General features: G+C 40.4%; 17 protein-coding genes. 2 read left to right on the plus strand and 15 right to left on the minus strand.

Annotation, left to right across the window (positions count from 1 at the left end; translation table 11 throughout):
- Window positions 1-159: 159 nt before the first annotated feature.
- Window positions 160-384, plus strand: coding sequence for a helix-turn-helix domain-containing protein (locus J2S05_RS13995; protein WP_143846335.1), 225 nt, complete (start codon window positions 160-162; stop codon window positions 382-384).
- Window positions 385-441: 57 nt separating this feature from the next.
- On the opposite strand, the gene sdhB is transcribed toward J2S05_RS13995, so the two are convergent.
- The 3 genes from sdhB to J2S05_RS14010 are packed head-to-tail and all read right to left on the minus strand — an operon-like array spanning window position 442 to window position 3,603.
- Window positions 442-1,191 carry a succinate dehydrogenase iron-sulfur subunit gene (sdhB, locus tag J2S05_RS14000; protein ID WP_306983815.1) on the minus strand — a complete coding sequence of 250 codons (750 nt, stop codon included), beginning with the start codon at window positions 1,189-1,191 and terminating at the stop codon, window positions 442-444.
- Window positions 1,188-2,957, minus strand: coding sequence for a succinate dehydrogenase flavoprotein subunit (gene sdhA, locus J2S05_RS14005; RefSeq protein WP_306983817.1), 1,770 nt, complete (start codon window positions 2,955-2,957; stop codon window positions 1,188-1,190). The genes sdhB and sdhA overlap by 4 nt, the downstream gene beginning before the upstream one ends.
- Before the next feature lie 37 nt (window positions 2,958-2,994).
- Window positions 2,995-3,603, minus strand: coding sequence for a succinate dehydrogenase cytochrome b558 subunit (locus tag J2S05_RS14010; RefSeq protein WP_306983819.1), 609 nt, complete (start codon window positions 3,601-3,603; stop codon window positions 2,995-2,997).
- 393 nt (window positions 3,604-3,996) lie between these two features.
- Here J2S05_RS14010 and J2S05_RS14015 point away from each other — a divergent pair, with 393 nt between their 5' ends.
- Window positions 3,997-4,407: a YslB family protein gene (locus J2S05_RS14015; RefSeq protein WP_306983821.1), complete on the plus strand. Its 411-nt coding sequence runs from the start codon at window positions 3,997-3,999 to the stop codon at window positions 4,405-4,407.
- 29 nt (window positions 4,408-4,436) lie between these two features.
- Here the strand turns inward: J2S05_RS14015 and uvrC are convergent, their stop codons facing one another.
- The 12 genes from uvrC to pheT form a co-directional block, all read right to left on the minus strand.
- The gene (gene uvrC, locus J2S05_RS14020; RefSeq protein WP_306983822.1) at window positions 4,437-6,212 is read right to left on the minus strand and encodes an excinuclease ABC subunit UvrC; all 1,776 of its coding nucleotides are present in this window, start codon (window positions 6,210-6,212) and stop codon (window positions 4,437-4,439) included.
- A 129-nt stretch (window positions 6,213-6,341) separates the two neighbouring features.
- The gene (gene trxA / locus J2S05_RS14025; RefSeq protein ID WP_306983824.1) at window positions 6,342-6,656 is read right to left on the minus strand and encodes a thioredoxin; all 315 of its coding nucleotides are present in this window, start codon (window positions 6,654-6,656) and stop codon (window positions 6,342-6,344) included.
- A 248-nt stretch (window positions 6,657-6,904) separates the two neighbouring features.
- Window positions 6,905-7,696: an amino acid ABC transporter ATP-binding protein gene (locus tag J2S05_RS14030; protein WP_306983826.1), complete on the minus strand. Its 792-nt coding sequence runs from the start codon at window positions 7,694-7,696 to the stop codon at window positions 6,905-6,907.
- Between the two features lie 15 nt (window positions 7,697-7,711).
- Complete coding sequence (locus tag J2S05_RS14035) at window positions 7,712-8,920, minus strand: amino acid ABC transporter permease (protein WP_306983828.1); 1,209 nt, start codon at window positions 8,918-8,920, stop codon at window positions 7,712-7,714.
- Window positions 8,921-8,926: 6 nt separating this feature from the next.
- On the minus strand, window positions 8,927-10,102 hold the full coding sequence (locus J2S05_RS14040) for an amino acid ABC transporter permease (RefSeq protein ID WP_306983830.1): 1,176 nt from the start codon (window positions 10,100-10,102) through the stop codon (window positions 8,927-8,929).
- A gap of 120 nt (window positions 10,103-10,222) precedes the next feature.
- Window positions 10,223-11,293, minus strand: coding sequence for an amino acid ABC transporter substrate-binding protein (locus J2S05_RS14045; protein WP_306983832.1), 1,071 nt, complete (start codon window positions 11,291-11,293; stop codon window positions 10,223-10,225).
- A gap of 315 nt (window positions 11,294-11,608) precedes the next feature.
- Window positions 11,609-12,025 carry a DUF350 domain-containing protein gene (locus J2S05_RS14050; RefSeq protein ID WP_306983836.1) on the minus strand — a complete coding sequence of 139 codons (417 nt, stop codon included), beginning with the start codon at window positions 12,023-12,025 and terminating at the stop codon, window positions 11,609-11,611.
- A 14-nt stretch (window positions 12,026-12,039) separates the two neighbouring features.
- Window positions 12,040-14,400 (minus strand): endonuclease MutS2, encoded by a 2,361-nt coding sequence (locus J2S05_RS14055; RefSeq protein WP_306983837.1) that lies wholly within the window; start codon window positions 14,398-14,400, stop codon window positions 12,040-12,042.
- A gap of 15 nt (window positions 14,401-14,415) precedes the next feature.
- On the minus strand, window positions 14,416-16,146 hold the full coding sequence (gene polX, locus J2S05_RS14060) for a DNA polymerase/3'-5' exonuclease PolX (protein ID WP_306983839.1): 1,731 nt from the start codon (window positions 16,144-16,146) through the stop codon (window positions 14,416-14,418).
- 80 nt (window positions 16,147-16,226) lie between these two features.
- Window positions 16,227-16,772 (minus strand): CvpA family protein, encoded by a 546-nt coding sequence (locus J2S05_RS14065; RefSeq protein ID WP_306983841.1) that lies wholly within the window; start codon window positions 16,770-16,772, stop codon window positions 16,227-16,229.
- Between the two features lie 21 nt (window positions 16,773-16,793).
- A complete protein-coding gene (gene zapA / locus J2S05_RS14070) occupies window positions 16,794-17,054 on the minus strand; it encodes a cell division protein ZapA (protein WP_306983844.1) in 261 nt (86 codons plus the stop codon).
- A 192-nt stretch (window positions 17,055-17,246) separates the two neighbouring features.
- Window positions 17,247-19,667, minus strand: a complete 2,421-nt coding sequence (gene pheT / locus J2S05_RS14075) for a phenylalanine--tRNA ligase subunit beta (RefSeq protein ID WP_306983846.1) — start codon at window positions 19,665-19,667, stop codon at window positions 17,247-17,249.
- Window positions 19,668-19,682: the final 15 nt, after the last annotated feature.

Below are 19,682 nucleotides of genomic sequence, written 5' to 3' on the forward strand. Positions count from 1 at the left end.
TTTCTAAATAAAGTAATAATTTTCTAGTTTTTTTGTGAATCTGTGCATCTTCTCAATGAGTTCGCACCTTTCTTTTTGTCTTTTCATATACTGTGATGACTTAACCCTTACCGGTAAACCAGCCGGTAGCTCTAGCCCGAGCAAGAAGGAGTGAACTCATTGAAAGGAGCAGAATTCGGACCTAAACCTTTACTTACTAAAAGGGAACGTGAAGTATTCGAGCTACTCGTTCAAGATAAGACCACCAAAGATATTGCTCAAGATCTTTTTATCAGTGAGAAAACCGTAAGAAATCACATTTCTAATACAATGCAGAAGCTTGGAGTCAAGGGGCGCTCTCAGGCAGTCATTGAACTTATTAGATTAGGTGAATTAACAATATAAGGCCTTTAGAGGCAAAAAAAAGACTGGGGCCATAATGGCTCCAGTCTTTTCATATGATCAACCGCCAAAGAAGTTCTTAAATGACTGTAAGGCAGTTGAGCGATTTAACGCTGCAATTGAAGTTGTTAATGGAATTCCTTTTGGACAAGACTGAACACAGTTTTGTGAATTTCCGCAGTTCATTAATCCACCTTCATCCATTAGTGAATTTAATCTTTCTGCTTTGTTCATTTCACCTGTTGGATGCGCATTAAACAGGCGAACCTGAGACAATGCAGCCGGCCCAATAAATTCGGTTTTGCTGTTTACATTTGGACAAGACTCCAAGCAAACACCACATGTCATACACTTAGATAGCTCGTACGCCCATTGACGCTTAGACTCCGCCATTCTTGGTCCAGGACCAAGATCATACGTTCCATCAATTGGAATCCATGCTTTGACTTTTTTCAATGAATCAAACATTCTGCTACGATCTACCATTAAGTCGCGAACGACAGGGAATGTCTTCATTGGCTCAAGATGTATTGGCTGTTCTAGCTTGTCAATCAATGCCGTACATGACTGACGTGGTTTTCCATTAATGACCATCGAACAAGCGCCACATACTTCCTCTAAACAGTTCATATCCCATGCAATTGGTGTCGTTGGCTCACCAGCTGCATTGACAGGATTCCGTCTAAATTCCATTAGAGCAGAGATTACATTCATGTTCGCCCGGTACGGAATGTGAAATTCCTCTACATAGGTATCTCCGTTTGGCTCATCCTGGCGAGTTACTTTAAAATGAATTAGTTTTTCACTCATGATTTAGCCACCCCTTGTTTCTTTTGAGAATAATCACGCTTACGAGGTTTAATAAGAGACGTGTCTACATCTTCATATACGAAGTCAGGACCATTCGTCTCAGGATTATAGCTCGCTCTTGTTGTTTTCAAGAATTGTTCATCATTACGTTCCGGGAAGTCCGGCTTATAATGAGCTCCTCGGCTTTCATTACGATTATATGCACCAAGAGTAATTACACGGGCAAGGTCAAACATAGAGCTAAGTTGACGTGTAAATGCTGCCCCTTGGTTACTCCATTTAGCCGTATCATTGATGTTGATGTTCTCATAACGCTCCATCAACTCTTGAATTTTCTCGTCTGTCTTAAGAAGCGCGTCATTATGACGAACAACTGTTACATTATCAGTCATCCACTCCCCAAGCTCTTTATGAAGAACGTACGCGTTTTCTTTGCCATCCATGCTTAAGATTTTATCTAATCCAGCTTGCTCTTTACGAACTTCTTCGCTAAATAAAGATTCTGGCATGGAGTCAGCTGTTTTTTCAAGTCCATTCATATATTCAACAGCTTTAGGTCCAGCAACCATCCCACCATATATAGCAGATAGTAACGAGTTCGCTCCTAAGCGGTTTCCACCATGCTGTGAATAATCACATTCACCTGCAGCAAACAATCCAGGAATGTTCGTCATTTGATCGTAATCAATCCACATACCACCCATTGAATAATGAACAGCAGGGAAGATCTTCATTGGAACTTTACGAGGATCGTCTCCCATGAACTTCTCATAGATTTCCATGATTCCACCTAGTTTGATATCAAGTTCCTTAGGATCTTTATGAGAGAGATCTAGATAGACCATGTTCTCTCCATTAATCCCAAGTTTCTGATCCACACAAACGGAGAAGATTTCACGTGTAGCAATATCACGAGGCACAAGATTACCGTATGCCGGATATTTTTCCTCAAGGAAGTACCAAGGCTTCCCGTCTTTGTATGTCCAAACACGTCCACCCTCTCCACGAGCTGATTCACTCATCAAACGGAGCTTGTCATCCCCAGGAATAGCTGTTGGGTGAATCTGAATAAATTCTCCGTTAGCATAGTCAACACCTTGTTTATAAAGCTTTGCAGCTGCATAACCAGTATTGATGACAGAGTTCGTTGACTTTCCGAAAATGATTCCAGGACCACCCGTTGCGATGATGACTGAATCTGCTGGAAAACTATGAATCTCTGAAGAACTAAGTTCCTGTGCGGTAATACCACGACAAACACCTTCATCGTCTACTACAGCTGATAAAAACTCCCAGCCTTCATACTTCGTCACAAGACCACTAGTCTCATGTCTACGTACTTGCTCATCCAATGCATATAGAAGTTGCTGTCCGGTTGTGGCACCAGCAAATGCCGTTCTATGATGCTGAGTTCCTCCAAAGCGACGGAAATCTAGCAGTCCCTCTGGTGTACGGTTAAACATTACACCCATACGATCTAATAAGTGAATGATACCTGGTGCTGCCTCAGTCATTGCTTTTACGGGCGGTTGGTTAGCAAGGAAATCTCCACCGTAAATGGAATCATCAAAGTGCTCCCAAGGAGAATCTCCTTCCCCTTTTGTATTTACGGCACCATTTATACCGCCCTGCGCACAGACAGAGTGAGAACGTTTAACGGGTACAATAGAAAATAAATCTACTGGTACGCCTTTTTCTGCTGCTTTTATTGTGGCCATCAATCCTGCCAGGCCGCCACCAACAACAACAATTTTGCCTTTGCTCATACTAGATTCACTCCTTTATTATTCACGCTCATCCTAATTACATAAATGCGAAGATTGCTCGGATTCCAACGAATGTCATAACAATAAAAACACCTAGAGTGACAAACGTCGAAATTTGTTGCGAACGAGGTGTTACCGTAATTCCCCAAGAAACAGCAAATGACCAAAGTCCATTTGCAAAGTGGAACGTAGCAGCTACAACACCAACAATATAGAAAGCAACCATAAATGGATTACTGAAAATGCTAGCCATCATATCATAATTCACATCTGCGCCCATCGCTGCAGCTACTCTTGTTTCCCATACATGCCAGGAAATAAAGATTACTAGAATGATTCCCGTTACACGTTGAAGACGGAACATCCAGTTTCTGAAGTAACTATATTGAAACGAATTGTTTCTAGCTTGAAAGGCTATATAAACGCCATAAATAGCATGATAAAGCAATGGAATAAAGATAACAAAAATTTCAAGAGCATAACGGAAAGGAAGGCTCTCCATAAAATGCGCTGCGGCATCAAAGGCTTCCGGACCTCTTGTTGCAAAGTTATTTACAACAAAATGCTGAATTAAAAAAACTCCGATTGGTATTACACCTAGTAAAGAATGTAGTCTTCGAAACAAATATTCACGATTTTCAGCCATACTAGTTCCCCCCACTAAAAAAATTTAACCCTATCAGCGTATGTTCTCTTTTTCTAGTTTCCTTATATAGAGATCCTCCTGACATATATGCTACATTTTAATAATTAAATAAGTAATAAAATCCGACAAATTAATTGTACTCTGATCGGATAAAGCCGTCAAGAAACCGTATACAATTTCCTGATATATAAAATGTACCTTTCCTTTGTCGTGACTAGCTTTTAAGAGTTCTACCTAAACTTTTAAAGCGATGCTAAGCCATAACACGCTCCGTATTTGAACGGACGATTTATTTTATGTGTCACAGAAATGAACAAAAAAAAATCAGACTACTGACTCTAGAAATTTTGTATGAGTGCTTTATACTAGATAATAGTGAGGTGTTAACTTGTTATGGATTCGAAGAGTGAACAGGAAGAGTCTTATTTCGGCTATAATTTGATACGAAATGATGTTTTATCAGAACTACTAGGGGCAGAGAAAGAATCACTATTATATTGGTTAGGCAAATCCGTTGCCAGGTCGCATCCGCTAGAGACCATTGAAGATGCCATTCAATTTTTTGAAAAAGCTCAATGGGGTACGTTGACCTTGGTGAAGGAAAAACCATACGAACGAACATTTGAATTAGAGGGAAGTTGGATGGGAAAACAAGACCACCGTTGTTACCAGCTTGAGGCTGGATTTCTCGCACAACAAATAGAGGCGTGGACTCATTCGATTTCCGTTGCTGTTCTCAGCGAGAAACGTCAACACGTTCAAATTCATGTCACCATTGACCGATATGAAAAGCCAAGTGAATGACAACGAAAAAGGAGCCAAGCGGCTCCTTTTTATGTTCCCTCTTTTAACTTATCTACAATGGACTCAGCTACTGTATGAGGGATACCTTGCTCAATGAATTCCTCTATCGTGGCCGTCTTCATTTTTTTAACCGAACCAAAATGCTTTAGCAATGCTTGTTTACGTTTAGCTCCAACTCCTGGTATATCATCAAGAACGGACTGGAAGAACGTCTTGGATCGAACAGAACGGTGAAAGGTAATGGCAAATCGGTGGACTTCATCCTGGATACGTTGTAGCAAATAAAACTCTTGGCTATCACGAGCCAATGGAATAACGACTGGAGGAGAACCCTTTAGCAATTGTGATGTGCGGTGCTTATCATCCTTTGCTAAACCACAAACAGGTATTGTCAGTCCAAGTTCATCCTCTAACACCTCTTGCGCTGCGGCAATTTGCCCTTTTCCTCCATCAATAACAATCAGATCAGGCATCGGTCTGTTTTCCTTTAATAGTCTTACATACCTTCTGCGGACTACCTCGCGCATCGAACCATAATCATCAGGTCCTTCAACTGTTTTTATTTTGTACTTGCGATAGTCTTTCCGATTCGGTTTGCCGTCTAAAAAGGTAATCATGGTTGAAACAGGGTCCGTCCCTTGAGTGTTCGAGTTATCAAATGCCTCGATACGATATGGCGTCGCGATATCCATCGCTTTTCCTAATCGCTCAATTGCATGAATGGTTCGATTTTCGTCTCTTTCAATTAATGAGAACTTCTCCTTTAACGCTACACGAGCATTTTCTGAAGCTAAGTCCATGAGATCTTTTTTTGGACCTCGTTTTGGTTCTAACACTCGTACTTCAAGTAACTCATGAATCAACTGAGTATCCACTTCCTTTGGAACAAGAATTTCCGCAGGTTTGATATGCTGCTTCTGAAGATAGAATTGCCCAATAAAGGTCATCAAGTCCTCTGATGCTTCTTTATAAAATGGGAAAAGTGACACATCACGTTCAATTAGTTTTCCTTGCCTAACAAAAAAGACCTGAACGCACATCCATCCTTTATCGTACGCAAAAGCAAATACATCTCGGTCGACATGATCATTAATCGTCATTTTTTGCTTTTCTATAATGGCATCCATATGCGCGAGTGTGTCACGAATCTCCTTCGCCCGCTCAAAATCTAATTCCTCAGAAGCTTTCATCATTCGCTCTGTTAAGGTTTTCTTTACATCAGAATGGCCGTTTTTTAAGAAACGTGTGATCTCTTGTACCATCTCTTGATTCTGTTCATCCGTCACTTCATACACACAAGGTGCTAGACATTGACCAATGTGGTAATACAAACAAACACTATCAGGCATGTTCCGACACTTTCTTAATGGATAAATTCGATCAAGCAGCTTTTTCGTTTCATTTGCTGCACCGGCATTAGGATAAGGACCAAAGTACTTTCCTCCATCTTTTTTAACCTGTCGTGTTGTCAGTAACCTAGGGTGCTTTTCATTGGTAATCTTCAGATACGGATATGATTTATCATCTTTTAACATGACATTATACTTAGGGTCATATTTTTTGATTAGATTCATCTCAAGAATAAGTGCTTCAATGTTAGAGCTAGTCACGATATATTCAAAGTCAACAATCTCGCTAACGAGCCTTTGTGTTTTTGCATCATGAGAACCACTAAAATAAGAACGAACTCGATTCTTTAACACCTTAGCTTTTCCCACATAAATGATCGTATCTTGTCTATCCTTCATTAGATAACAGCCTGGTTGATCAGGAAGTATGGTCAGCTTTTCTTTAAGCTGGCTCACTGTACTCCCCCCTTTTCTACAATACTTAGTACCTACCATCATGCCTGTTTTCTTGTTGGTTTACAAGAAGCATCCATACAAAAATCCGCCCTCTCCAAGAGAAAGCGGATTTGGCATGCGTGCATGCTCCTATAGATGTTTGTTTAGTAATTCAGCCAAAGCTTCTTTAGGCTGGAATCCAACAACCTGATCTACAACTTCTCCATCTTTGAAGACAAGAAGAGTTGGAATACTCATTACACTGTATTTCCCAGCTGTTTCTTGATTTTCATCAACATCCAGCTTCGCAATTTTGATCTTATCGCCCATTTCTGAATCAAGTTCTTCTAGAACTGGTGCAATCATTTTACAAGGTCCACACCACGGAGCCCAGAAGTCAGCAAGAACAACACCACTACTTGTTTCAGATGAAAACGTTTGGTCTGTTACGTTTACAATTGCCATGATTAAATCCTCCTTTAAATCCATTAACTTGGTTACAAGAATTATTATAGCATTCAAGAAAGTCTGATGCTAATTTATTGCTTAGAAAAACTGAGTAAGCTTGAATCGGTGGGTAGACTGATCTAAAACTTTTCGACTTCTGAACAGGGGTAAGTGATCTGCTCCCCCTGTAAATCACCAAAACGCCTCTGAGATACACTTCTCAAGAGACGTTTTTGGAGGATGACCATACCTATTCATCTTTTTAGTTAGAGAATTTTGGACAGGAACGTTTTCGTTCTTTCATGTTTTGGGTTATCAAACAACTCAGTTGGTGTTCCCATTTCCACCAGTTCCCCTTGATCAAAGAGAATAATACGATCAGCTACTTCACGAGCAAAACTCATTTCGTGTGTCACTACAAGCATCGTCATACCAGTGTCACACAATTCCTTCATAACATCTAATACCTCTTTAACCATTTCAGGGTCAAGAGCAGAGGTTGGCTCATCGAATAGCATAATCTTAGGTTGCATCGCTAACGCTCGTGCGATCGCTACTCGTTGTTGTTGTCCACCAGATAATTGACCAGGATACTTATGGGCCTGCTCTGGAATTCCAACGCGCTCTAGTAATTCAAGGGCAATCTTTTCAGCCTTTGCTTTTGGCCATTTCTTAACCCATATAGGCGATAGCGTAATATTCTTTAAAATCGTTAGGTGAGGAAATAGATTAAAAGATTGAAAAACCATCCCTGTTTCCTTACGAATCGCATCAATATTAGCGTTGTCTTCTGATAATTCTATTCCATCGACAGTGATTTGACCCTTTTGGATTTTTTCGAGGGCATTAATCGTCCGAATAAATGTCGATTTACCAGAACCTGATGGCCCCAATATACATACAATTTCTCCTTGTTTAATGGAGACATCCACGTCTCTTAGCACGTGTAACTCGTTACTATACCATTTATTAACCCCTTCACAGACAATAATATCTTCTCTTTCTTGTAAAGGAATATTCGGATCAAATTCTACAAGTACTTCTGTTTCTTTACTCATCTTGAATCCCCCCTCTTAATTATGCCCAACACTTAAGGAACGCTCTAGCTTGCGACTTGTAACTGACATCGTGAAACAGATGATCCAGAATACAAGAGCTACAAATACAAAGACTTCCTTTTGGGTTCCTAAAAATTCTGGATTGGAGATAACCGTCCGTCCAATTCCTAAAACATCTAACAATCCAACCGTCGCTACAAGTGTTGTATCCTTTAAGATAGATATGGATTGCCCAACCATTGATGGAATAGTGACCCGTAATGCCTGAGGAAGGACAACAAATACCGTTGTTTTTAATGTGCTTAGTCCGAGTGCATGTGAAGCTTCAATTTGACTGTTTGGTACAGCCTGCAATCCACCTCGGACATTCTCAGCTATGTATGCCGAGTTAAAGATGACAAGCCCTACCATAGCTCGAACCACGTTATCTACAGTCACTCCGCCTGGTAAGAACAGTGGCACCATAATTTGTGCCATAAATAGTATCGTGATAAGAGGTACACCACGGATAATCTCAATATAGACTACACTTATCATTCGAATGATCGGTAGTTTACTTGCGCGTCCTAATGCAAACATCACACCAATAGGAAATGAGAAAACAATCGCAATCACTGCAAGTAACATGGTCAGCATTAAACCGCCCCATGTATTTGTGCGAACCTCAGGCAGAATGCCAAACCCTTGGATAAAAAACAAAACAAGCACAAAGCATAGGATCCAAGCAAATCCCGCAAATTTCTTTAAGAAAGGAACCATGTTACCAATCACAAATCCGCCTGCTAAAGCAAGGATTGCACCTATTAACCAAATTCGTGATGCGCCAGAGATAAATGGAAGCGCCATGGCCACGAGAAAAACAGCTCCAATGGAGAAAAACATAATATTTGAAATGCCTCGTTTAGCACCATATGTAATCCCAACAAACAGGCTTACAAGGAGTAAAGAGGTCCATACTCTCCATAGTTGCTCTAACGGATATTGACCAACCATAAATAATTTAAAGTTTGCAGAAATGACTTCCCATCTTGCTGTGAAAAATGTCCAGCCAAGTACATTTTTTAATAGTAAAATCGCAGCAGCTAATAGAACAACCGTTAAAATGGAGCTAAACCAGGAGAAAAATAAATTCTTCTTTAACCATTCAGCAGGACTAAGCCTTACCTCAGCCGGCATTGGGGCTGGTCCTTTAGCTTCTACTTTTTGAAGTTTCTCAAGATCCATGTCTACTCACCTTTCTACCAATGCGGTGTATTTATTGTAGAGATTCATAAGTAGCGACGTCACCACACTAATGGTTAGATAAGCTAGCAGCATAATCGTTATGACCTCAATCGCTCTACCTGTTTGGTTTAAGGTTGTGCTTCCAACACTAAACAAATCAGGGTATCCAACAGCTACAGCTAAGCTTGAGTTCTTCGCAAGACCAAGATATTGACTTGTGACTGGAGGAATAATCGTGCGAATAGCCTGTGGAAAGGTTACAAATCTTAAAATCTTAGACGAACTAAGTCCAAGTGCTTCTGCAGCCTCAATTTGACCTTTTGGTACGGCAAGTATGCCTCCGCGAACGATCTCGGCAATGTAGGTAGCTGTATACATAACTAATGCAAATAAAATAGCAGCAAACTCAGGCGAGAAACGATAACCACCCGATGAACCAGTCCCCGTATGCTCAGGAATACTTAGTGATGCTGGGAATTCACCGAAGATAAGATACCCTACACCTATAGTCAAAACCATGACACCTATAAACCACACACTTGGATATAACTTAACGCCTTTTTCGATTTGCTGTTTGTTTTTCCATTTAAAAACAAAAAAAGCGGCAACTAATGCTATCAGTAAAAGACCTAACCATATATATAAGGTTGAATTGGCATCAAACCAAGGAAATACAAATCCTCGGTTACTGACTATAAAGCCATAGTTAGCATTTACATCCTGGATACGTGGCATCGCAAGCATTACAGCAAAATACCAGAAGAAAATCTGAACCAAAACGGGTGTGTTACGAAATATTTCTATGTACCAGGTTGATATTGTTCGTAGCAACCAATTGCTTGATAACCTTGAGACACCTACAATGACTCCAACAATGGTTGTAAGGACAATCCCTATAATTGAAACCTTTAACGTGTTAAGAAAACCAACAGACAACGCTCTTAAAAATGTATCGGATGCGGCGAAGCTAATGACCGATTCACCAATTGGAAATGAGGCACGACTACTTAAAAAGTTAAAGCTTAATCCCAAGCCTGCTCGGTTTAAACCGGCAATGGCATTTGTGGCAAGAAAATAAATAACGCCGATAATGGCTCCTAAAAACAATACCTGCCAAATAATATTTAAATATTTTTGATTTCGCCAAAACGGCGGGCGGTTTTGGGTAGAAGGCTGAGCCAATACTATTCATCCTTTCTTTATCCAAATGATCGTTACATATATTTTGATCCCTTTTTAAGAGAAAAGCCTGCCTCTATAGTAGAAACGAAGCAGGCTATTTCTATGAAAATTCACTATGACTTATCTAAATGGTGGTGAGTATAAAAGTCCTCCATCTAAATATAGAGCGTTTAAGCCACGATCTAGATTAAACGGACTATCTGCACCTAGGTTACGATCATAGATTTCAGCATAGTTTCCAACCTGCTTAATGATCTGGTAAGCATAGTCATTCTCAAGCCCAAGCTGTTCCCCTAGATTCTCTTCAACTCCAAGGAATCGGGCAATATCTGGATCTTCAGTATCTAAGAAGTCATCGACATTCTCTGATGTAATGCCAAATTCTTCAGCTTGGATGGTTGCATTGGTAGCCCAATACATTACCTCATAGAATTGATCGTCTCCATCAAGTACAGCAGGTCCAAGTGGTTCTTTTGACATTACTTCATTTAGGATCACGTGCCCTTCTGGATCCTGTAACGTATCCATTCTTGAAACGAGTGCCGACTGATCCGTTGTCCAAGCATCGATTGTACCTGATTCATAGGCTGCAATTAAGCTGTCCTGATCTGAAAAGGTAACTGTCTCGAAATCAATTCCGCGCTTACTCATTTGGTCCGCTAAATTTAATTCGGTCGTGGTACCTTGCTCAACACCAATACGAGCTCCTTCTAAATCTTCTAATGATTCAATACCACTATCACTTGGCGCCATCATCCCTTGTCCATCATAAAATGTAGTAGGACCAAAGTTTAGACCAATCTCAACATCACGGTTTAATGTCCACGTAGTATTCCGAATTAAAATGTCTACTTCACCAGTCTGCAATGCCGTAAAACGCTCTTGTGCTGACAGAGGTCTAAATTCAATTTTTTCTGCGTCTCCTAGAATAGCAGCAGCCATCACTTTACCAAATTCAATATCAAACCCAACAAACTCACCATCAGATCCTACATAACCGAAGCCTGGAAGCTGATCCCCTGCTCCTAATATAAGTTCACCACGATCTTGTATTGCTGAGATAGCATCACCTGAACTGTTTGTGTTACCTTGTGCTTCCCCATCTGCTGGAGCATCTGTTTCATCTGAACATGCTACTAATAAGGCCGCAAAACTAGATAATAAAAATCCATTAAATAATAATTTTTTCATTCGTAAGGGTCCCCCTGACCTAATCTAATTTACTAACTACATTTATTTATATACTAAAAAAATTCTAAATACACAGTATTAGTAAAATAATCTGACAATGCTTTTTAGGAAATAATAGGTTTAAACCATATTAATTCATAATAAGTCTTCGTTTTCCCATTTTTTTATCCAAAGAAAAAAGCCCTCCAGCTACTTGTTGAAGAGCTTTTTTCTATTCTATTAATTCATCCATAAAAATATGACTCCGGCTATGAGTAATAATCCACAACAGGCGTACAAAACCTTAGCAAGCTTTTCCAAGACCTTCCCTCCGTTTTATCTAGTAATAATTCCAGCTCCGATGACATAGGAGAGGCCGACTGAGATCACTAATGACATGAATCCCACAGCACGGTTATCCTTCTTTATTTCCTCATCCACTTTAAAAGAAGGCATTAAGAATTCAAAGATAAAATAGCTAATTAATAGCAGGACAAAGCCAATTGCTCCCCACAGTAACATAAGTAAGAGCGAATCCGAATTCTGAATGGAATGACTAAATATATTTGCTACACCAAAAATCTTTCCACTTGTTGCCATCGCCACAGCCAAATTACCTTTTTTAATTTCTTCCCAGTTACGATAGGAGGTAACTGTTTCAAAAATAGCCAAAAAGACAACAAGTGCTAAGATACTTACACTGTAAAAAGCGAGGGTTCGAACATATTCATTTTCAAGAATCCATTGTTCCATAGTTTTCGCCTCTCCTATTTTAATTCAATCACGGTGTTCCCTAAGCCGCCTTCTTTCATTTCTGCATCACGAGCTGTTTTCACACGAGGGTGTCTCTCTACCAACTTTTTAACTCCTTTACGAAGTGCACCGGTTCCTTTTCCATGAATAATGGACACCTGATGATAGCCGGCTAGTAGAGCGTCATCAATATACTTTTCGACTTTATGCATCGCTTCATCAAATCTCTCACCACGCAAATCTAACTCGGGTTTGACATGAAAACCATTTCCACGCAATGTTGCCATAGGTCTTGTTTCAATCGGCTTTGATTTTTCTGTTATTTGTAAGTCCTTACGTTCTACTTTCATTTTCATAATGCCGATTTGCACTTGATATTCATCATTACCAAGGTCGTCAAGGATGGTTCCTTTTTGTCCAAAGCTTAGCACTTTTACTTCATCACCTGGTGTCGGTTTCCGATTCGCCTTTTCAGCAATCTTTTTGACTCTTTTTTGACCACTCGTGAGTTTAGGCGCCGCCTCATCTAAATGTTTCTTTGCATCGATAATTTGATGCTCCTTAACAGATAGACCTTTCTTTTGCATATCCCTTAGTTCAGAAATAATAACTTCGGCTTCTTCTGTTGCATCCTTTACAGCCTGAGCTGCTTTTTCTTCAGCTTTTTTGAGGATATGCTGCTTTTGATCCTCAAGCTCTGCCAGTTTTTCTTCAAGCTCAGCATGGAGCTTAGCAGAGTCTTTCCGTAGTTGAGTGGCTTCATCAGATTCTTTTTGGACAGTCTTTTGACTTTCTTCTAGGGATGCAATCACTGTCTCCATTTGCGTAGAATCCAAATCAATCTGTTCTTTGGCTTTCTCAATAATCTCTTCACTTAAGCCAAGGCGTCTTGATATAGCAAAAGCATTACTGCGACCCGGAATACCAATTAGCAATCGATACGTCGGTCTAAGTGTTTCAACATCAAATTCGACACTTGCATTAATGGCTCCTTCGCGATTATACGCATAGCCTTTGAGCTCACTGTAATGCGTGGTCGCCATCACACATGCTCCACGACGATAAATGGTATCCAAGATTGAGATAGCGAGCGCTGCCCCTTCTGTGGGGTCTGTACCAGCTCCAAGCTCATCAATAAGCACAAGGCTATCTGCGTTCATCTCATCAAGAATCCGTACAATATTGGTCATGTGTGAGGAGAATGTACTTAAGCTTTGTTCAATCGATTGTTCATCACCAATATCTGCAAAAATAGATGTATAGACAGCAACCTCAGACCCAAACTCTGCGGGTACTTGAAGACCTGACTGAGCCATTAATGTGAGCAACCCTACAGTTTTGAGAGTGACTGTCTTACCACCAGTGTTTGGTCCTGTAATGATAAGCGATCGGAAGTCTGCACCTAGTTCCATAGAGATTGGAACAACTGAATCCGGATTAAGTAATGGATGACGAGCATTTTTCAGCTGAATGTATCCATTTGTATTTAGTTTAGGTTTAGATGCCTTTATTTTTTTTGCATGCTGCGCTTTAGCAAAAATAAAATCGTATTCTGAGAGAATCGATAAATTGATTAAAATGGTATCGGCGTGCTCAGACACCTGAGCTGAAAGCAGAGCAAGAATTCGTTCTACTTCTTGAGCTTCTTTCATTCGAGATTCTCTTAACTGATTGTTTAGGTCAACAATTGCTTGAGGCTCAATAAATAATGTCGCGCCTGATGCAGATTGGTCGTGCACAATTCCACCGAAAGATCCTCTGTATTCCTGCTTAACAGGGATAACGTAGCGATCATTTCGTATTGTGATAATCGCATCTGATAGCATCTTCTGTGTATTTTGCGACTTTGTCATCGACTCGAGCTTCGATCGAACATTCGACTCAAAGCTTCGAACTTGATGGCGCAGTGTTCGCAGTTCGGAACTCGCTGAATCCATCACATGCCCATAGTCATCAATACATTGATTAATGCTACGTTCAAGCTCTCTTAACGGTTCAATTTGCTCCGCATAATCGAGAAGCAGTGGAATTGGACTATCTTCTTCCTCTGCCACTTCTTCAATAAATCCTTTCATCTGTCGACCGCCATATAACGTTGAACTAATATCAACTAACTCAGAAGCACTAAGAGCCCCACCGATTTGTGCTCTTTTGGCTTCAGTCTTAACGTCTTTTATGCCACCCAGAGGGATGTGGCCTTTCAGACGAAGGACTTCCACTCCTTCAGCCGTCTCTTCCTGCCATTGTTGGACTTCTTCAAGCTCAACAGAAGGAACGAGTGCTTCCACCTTCTCTCTCCCTAAAGAAGAAGCCACATGCTCCAACAACTGCCTTTTCATTTTTGTATATTCTAAAACACGCATTACATGTTCCATGGATTGACTCCTTTATTATCTATTGATTCGATCTCGTTTGTCTTTACTAAGGTAGGTCTTTAACCGTTCCAACGACCATGTATTGATGATGCAATCTGTTGGAATTCCCGCTTTTCTCGCTACACCAAAACCATAGCGCATATACGCTAATCGATCAACATGGTGTGCATCCGTATTAATCGCAATCGGCACGCCATGATCCGCAGCTAGTCTAACCCAGTGTGCAGAAAGATCTAATCTCTCTGGACTAGCATTCAACTCCAAAGCTGTCCCTGATTCTGCTGCCCACTCAATAAGCTGAGGCACATTCACAGCATACCCTTCACGTCTTCCAATCACTCGACCAGTTGGATGGGCAACGAGATCAACATGCGGGTTAAATAAAGCAGTTTTCAATCGGCTCATGATTGTTTCTTCACTTTGTGAGAAAGAGGAATGAATCGATGCAATCACAAAGTCAATGTCTTTTAGAATGTCATCGGAATAATCAAGCGTCCCATCAGGTAAAATATCCATTTCAATACCTGTGAAGATATGGACGTTTGATTGTTCGTTAAATTCTTTTATTTGCTTATGCTGTTCTTGCACTCTTTCAACCGTTAAACCATTCGCTACTCTTAAGAATTGAGAATGATCGGTGATGGCTAAATGAGTATATCCACGTTTTTCAGCACCAGCAGCCATTTCTTTAATTGAATGTGCCCCATCACTCCACACCGTGTGCATATGCAAGTCTGATTGAGCAGATGTATCCTCAGGATAGTCTTTCTTATCTGAAATTAAAACTAATTCATCCTTTCCAACCCGTGCTTCAGGCGGAACGTAAGCCAGTCCAAAATGATAATAGAACGAACGTTCGTCCTTAAAAACAGCTGTATGACCAGTTTCTCTGTTTAACACACCATACTCACTGATCTGCTCGCCTCTTTCTTTAGCAAGTTGTCTTAGTTTTACATTATGATCCTTAGAACCAGTGAAATGAAGAAGAGCTGACGCAAATTCATCATCACTTACTAACCTAAAGTCTACACCAATAATTAATTCATCCACAGATAATTCTAATGATACCTTTGTATCACCTGCGCCAACAACCTGCAGGATCCCTTCTAATTGAAGGAGTTGTTCCTTTACAAGCTCAGGGTTATCTGTAGAAATAATAAAGTCAACATCTTTCACGGTTTCTTCTACACGTCGTAGGCTACCCGCCAACTCATATCGAATGATTCCATTCATCTGTTGCAGTTTCCCCTGAATAAAATCTGCTGCTTTAATCGCCACTGCGATCCCTACTCGTTCAGGTCGCGTTTGAAATGCATCAATAGCTGCGAGTATTTTCTCTTCTGATTTTGCACCAAATCCAGCCATTCCTCGGATTTTCTCATCTAAACACGCTTGTTTTAAGGTCTCAAGGTTTGTTACTCCAAGCTCTTGATAGAGTTTCCCTATTTTTTTCCCACCAAGCCCAGGCAATTTCAATAGCGGTAGGAGTCCCTCTGGAAATGAAGCTGCGAGTTCATCATGAAGACCAGATTGACCCGTTTGTTTTAATTCTTCGATGACAGACGCCGTCCCTTTGCCAATCCCATCAAGACTCTCTACCTTTTCAATTTCCTCGAGAGTTTCTGGAACAGACTCTAAAGCTTTAGCGGCCTTCCTATAGGCAGATACCTTAAAAGTATTCTCTCCTTTTATCTCCATGTATATGGCGATGGCTTCTAACGTTTGAATTACTTTTTTCTTGTTCATCTAACATTCCTCGTTTCCAATCATGTTCTTCTACAACAAAAGGAAAAAGGCAGACTCACTAGAGCCAGCCTTTTATGTCCCTAAAAATCTTGACTGATCCATAGATCCTTGATCCAATCAGATAAAAATGGAGTATGGTTCATCATAAACTGAGCAACAATCGAACCTTGCATCAATTCTTGAACTACGTCAATTTGTAGCACTGCTGCTACAAATAATAAAACAAATACAATGAGATACGTTTCTACTACACAAAGAATTCCACCCAATAACTTGTTAACGGTTCGCAAGATTGGCAAATGAGCAACAAAATCTAGCATGGTTCCTACGATGTGAAGAACAATTCTTGTAGCAAAAAACAACAGAGCAAACGCAATGGCACTGTAATAAACATCTTCTGCGTTAAATGCTTGAAACAACATGCCACCCATCCCATTACTATCGAACTCAGGGTAAGGAATGATAAGCCTAAACTGTATATTATCAGCTAGAGCTCCCGAATATTTATATGCGACAAATAATGAAACAATAAAACCCGTAAGATGTATAAGCTGAAGGATAAATCCTCTTCTTCTGCCTACAAAAAAACTAAACAAAAGCATCAGCATAATAATAATACTTAACATAATTCGTACTCTCCTGTCTTGCTATTTTTCTTCCGAATGAGGTTGATCGGAATGTACCTCTTGTTCTAATTTTTTATATTGACTTGCTGCGTTCACCGCTACCAATACAGCAAGACGGGTTGCATCCAAGTATGGATTTTTACGCTTAATTTCTCTCATCTGTTCATCTACATGTCGAATAACTTCCTTAACATGTGCAGGATCTTCGTGACCAACAATCGTGTATTGCTGCCCATAAATAGAGACCGTTGTCCGTTGCTTTTTATCATTTTGATTCTTCATCAAAAAAGCCTCCTCTTTAAACCATTCCGAATCCTGCTTAAGCAAGTTACATGGAAGTGGTGTACCTTGCTCTACTCTATAAAAGCGAGAAAATCCTAGCTTACATCATAACATGAAGCACAGATCTTTAAAACAAACTTCTTTCGCTAAAAAAAGAGGCTCCGTGTCGACGGAGGCCTCTTTCTCGATTTACTATTGACGCAGGGTTGCTCCTGCTTCTGATTTTAAACCATCAAGCACCTTCTGATGGACTTCTTCTACTTCTGCATCCGTTAGTGTTTTTTCAGGATCAAGATACAATAATGAGAAAGCAAGTGACTTCTTACCGTCCTCCAAATGCTCTCCTTCATAATGATCAAATAGATTCACACTCTTGAGAAGCTCTGTTCCTGCCGCTCGGATGATGTCTTCTAGTTCTCCTGCGGTTTGATCTTGATTCACAACTAGAGCAATATCTCTACTGATAGAAGGGAATCGAGGTAATGTCTGATATTGTACCATTGGCGCATCGGCATTTAATAATGCGTCCAGGTCCAGCTCAAATACGTACGTTTCACGTAAATCATTTTCTTTTTGTACGGCTGGATGAAGCTGCCCCACATATCCAATTGACTTTCCATTTAATAGACATTCAGCCGTTCGGCCTGGATGCATATGTGTGCGGGTTGATTGTTGGTAGGTAACAACATCGTCTAAACCTAGCTCAACAAAAATTCCTTCAATTAAGCCTTTTACAACAAAGAAATCAACGACTTTCTTTTCGCCCTGCCAGCTATTTTCATGCCATACTCCTGTTAATGCACCAGCTAAAAGCTCTTGCTCACTAGGCTGTGTTTGTAACGTTGGCTCGGTTGAATGAAAGATGGATCCCATCTCATACACATGTACATTTTGATTCTTACGATTAACATTGTAAGTTAAAACATCATATAGATGAGGCAACAAGCTTGTGCGCATCGTACTGCGTTCTTCACTCATCGGCATCGAAAGCTGAATCAAAAGTTGATCTTCTTTTTTATGTGCACGAGCTTTTTCAGGACTTGTCAATGAATAGGTCATCACTTGACTCAATCCAGATGACTCAAGATAACGCGCTAGACGACGTCTTTTCGCTTGGTAGGGACTTAATGTACCTTGTGTTGTCGCACCTTCAGGAAGAGTAGCCGGGATGTTATCATAGCCATAAATTCTAGCCACTTCTTCATAAAGGTCCTCTTGAATCATGAGGTCTAGACGTCTAAATGGTGCTTCAACAACAAATCCATCCTCCGTTTGATCATAGTGAAATTTGAGCTTATCAAAAATCGCACCTGTTTCTTCAGCAGTAAGTGATAATCCCAGTCTTTCATTCATCTTTTTCAAATGAACATCAATCTTTGTTTGAGTTAGATTTCTTGCATCTACACGCACTTCTCCAGAAAGGACTCTGCCAGAAGCAAGCTCTTTGATCAGTTTAGCTGCTCTTTTCGCAGCATGAGGTGTATTTTCTGGATTGATTCCTTTTTCAAATCGAGTACTTGAATCACTACGTAGACCAAACGTCCGCGAAGCCTGACGTACTAAAGAAGATTGGAATACGGCCGCTTCTAAAAGTACGGTTTTAGTGTTCTCATCTACTTCTGTATTTTTTCCTCCCATTACGCCGGCTAAGGCTACTGGGTGCTCACCATTTGTAATTACAAGTTGCTCTTTAGAAAGTGAACGTTCCTGACCATCAAGAGTAACAAGTTCCTCTCCCTGCTTAGCACGACGTACTAGGATTTGATCGGACGCTAGTTTATCATAATCAAAAGCATGCAACGGCTGGCCATATTCAAGCAAAACATAGTTTGTACTATCAACCACATTATTGATTGGACGGATTCCCGCAGCCATTAAGCGATTTTGCAGCCATTGTGGTGATGCTCCTACTTGGACATCTTTAATGACAATCGCCTCGTAATAGCTTGCATCCTCTTTGTTCTCTACTTCTATAGAAACGAACGAATCTGCCTTTTCAGAATCAAGCTGAACGTCCTCATCGGGAAGGGTCACTTCTTTACCATAAAGAGCAGCAACCTCGTAAGCAACACCAATCATATTTAAACAATCTGAACGGTTTGGTGTTAGATCTAATTCAAGAACTTCATCTGTGAGATTTAACGCTTCAAGAGCATCCGTTCCGGGAGCGATGTCATTCGGGAACACATAAATGCCCTCAGCCATTTCTTTAGGCACAAGATTTGCATCTAGGCCAAGCTCTTGCAACGAACAAATCATGCCTTGTGAAAGCTGTCCACGTAGCTTTGCTTTTTTAATTTTTATATCTCCAGGGAGACGGGCTCCTATTTTAGCCACAACAACTGTTTGTCCCGCAGCGATATTTGCCGCCCCACAAATAATTTGAACAGGTTCTTCTTCACCAATATCAACCTGACAGATGTTTAACTTATCTGCATCAGGGTGTTGCTCACATGACTCAACATATCCTGCCACAAGGGATGTTGCACCTTGGTTTAACGTGTGGACAAAATCAATTTCCACTCCACCACGTGTCATCTTCTCAGCAATCTCAGCCGGACTTACGTCACTTAGGTCTACATATTGTTTTAACCAATTATACGAAACAAGCATACGTTATCTCCCCCT

This window comes from Alkalicoccobacillus murimartini, from assembly GCF_030813245.1.
GTDB classification, from domain to species: domain Bacteria; phylum Bacillota; class Bacilli; order Bacillales; family Bacillaceae_D; genus Alkalicoccobacillus; species Alkalicoccobacillus murimartini.

Excerpts from the sequence above, each read along its gene's own strand:
- sdhA (WP_306983817.1), bottom strand. The coding sequence starts at position 2,957 with ATGAGCAAAGGCAAAATTGTTGTTGTTGGTGGCGGCCTGGCAGGATTG.
- J2S05_RS14055 (WP_306983837.1), bottom strand. The coding sequence starts at position 14,400 with ATGGAACATGTAATGCGTGTTTTAGAATATACAAAAATGAAAAGGCAG.
- J2S05_RS14045 (WP_306983832.1), bottom strand. The coding sequence starts at position 11,293 with ATGAAAAAATTATTATTTAATGGATTTTTATTATCTAGTTTTGCGGCC.
- J2S05_RS14010 (WP_306983819.1), bottom strand. The coding sequence starts at position 3,603 with ATGGCTGAAAATCGTGAATATTTGTTTCGAAGACTACATTCTTTACTA.
- pheT (WP_306983846.1), bottom strand. The coding sequence starts at position 19,667 with ATGCTTGTTTCGTATAATTGGTTAAAACAATATGTAGACCTAAGTGAC.
- J2S05_RS14015 (WP_306983821.1), top strand. The coding sequence starts at position 3,997 with ATGGATTCGAAGAGTGAACAGGAAGAGTCTTATTTCGGCTATAATTTG.
- trxA (WP_306983824.1), bottom strand. The coding sequence starts at position 6,656 with ATGGCAATTGTAAACGTAACAGACCAAACGTTTTCATCTGAAACAAGT.
- sdhB (WP_306983815.1), bottom strand. The coding sequence starts at position 1,191 with ATGAGTGAAAAACTAATTCATTTTAAAGTAACTCGCCAGGATGAGCCA.
- J2S05_RS14050 (WP_306983836.1), bottom strand. The coding sequence starts at position 12,025 with ATGGAACAATGGATTCTTGAAAATGAATATGTTCGAACCCTCGCTTTT.
- polX (WP_306983839.1), bottom strand. The coding sequence starts at position 16,146 with ATGAACAAGAAAAAAGTAATTCAAACGTTAGAAGCCATCGCCATATAC.
- zapA (WP_306983844.1), bottom strand. The coding sequence starts at position 17,054 with ATGAAGAATCAAAATGATAAAAAGCAACGGACAACGGTCTCTATTTAT.
- J2S05_RS14035 (WP_306983828.1), bottom strand. The coding sequence starts at position 8,920 with ATGGATCTTGAGAAACTTCAAAAAGTAGAAGCTAAAGGACCAGCCCCA.
- J2S05_RS14030 (WP_306983826.1), bottom strand. The coding sequence starts at position 7,696 with ATGAGTAAAGAAACAGAAGTACTTGTAGAATTTGATCCGAATATTCCT.
- J2S05_RS14065 (WP_306983841.1), bottom strand. The coding sequence starts at position 16,772 with ATGTTAAGTATTATTATTATGCTGATGCTTTTGTTTAGTTTTTTTGTA.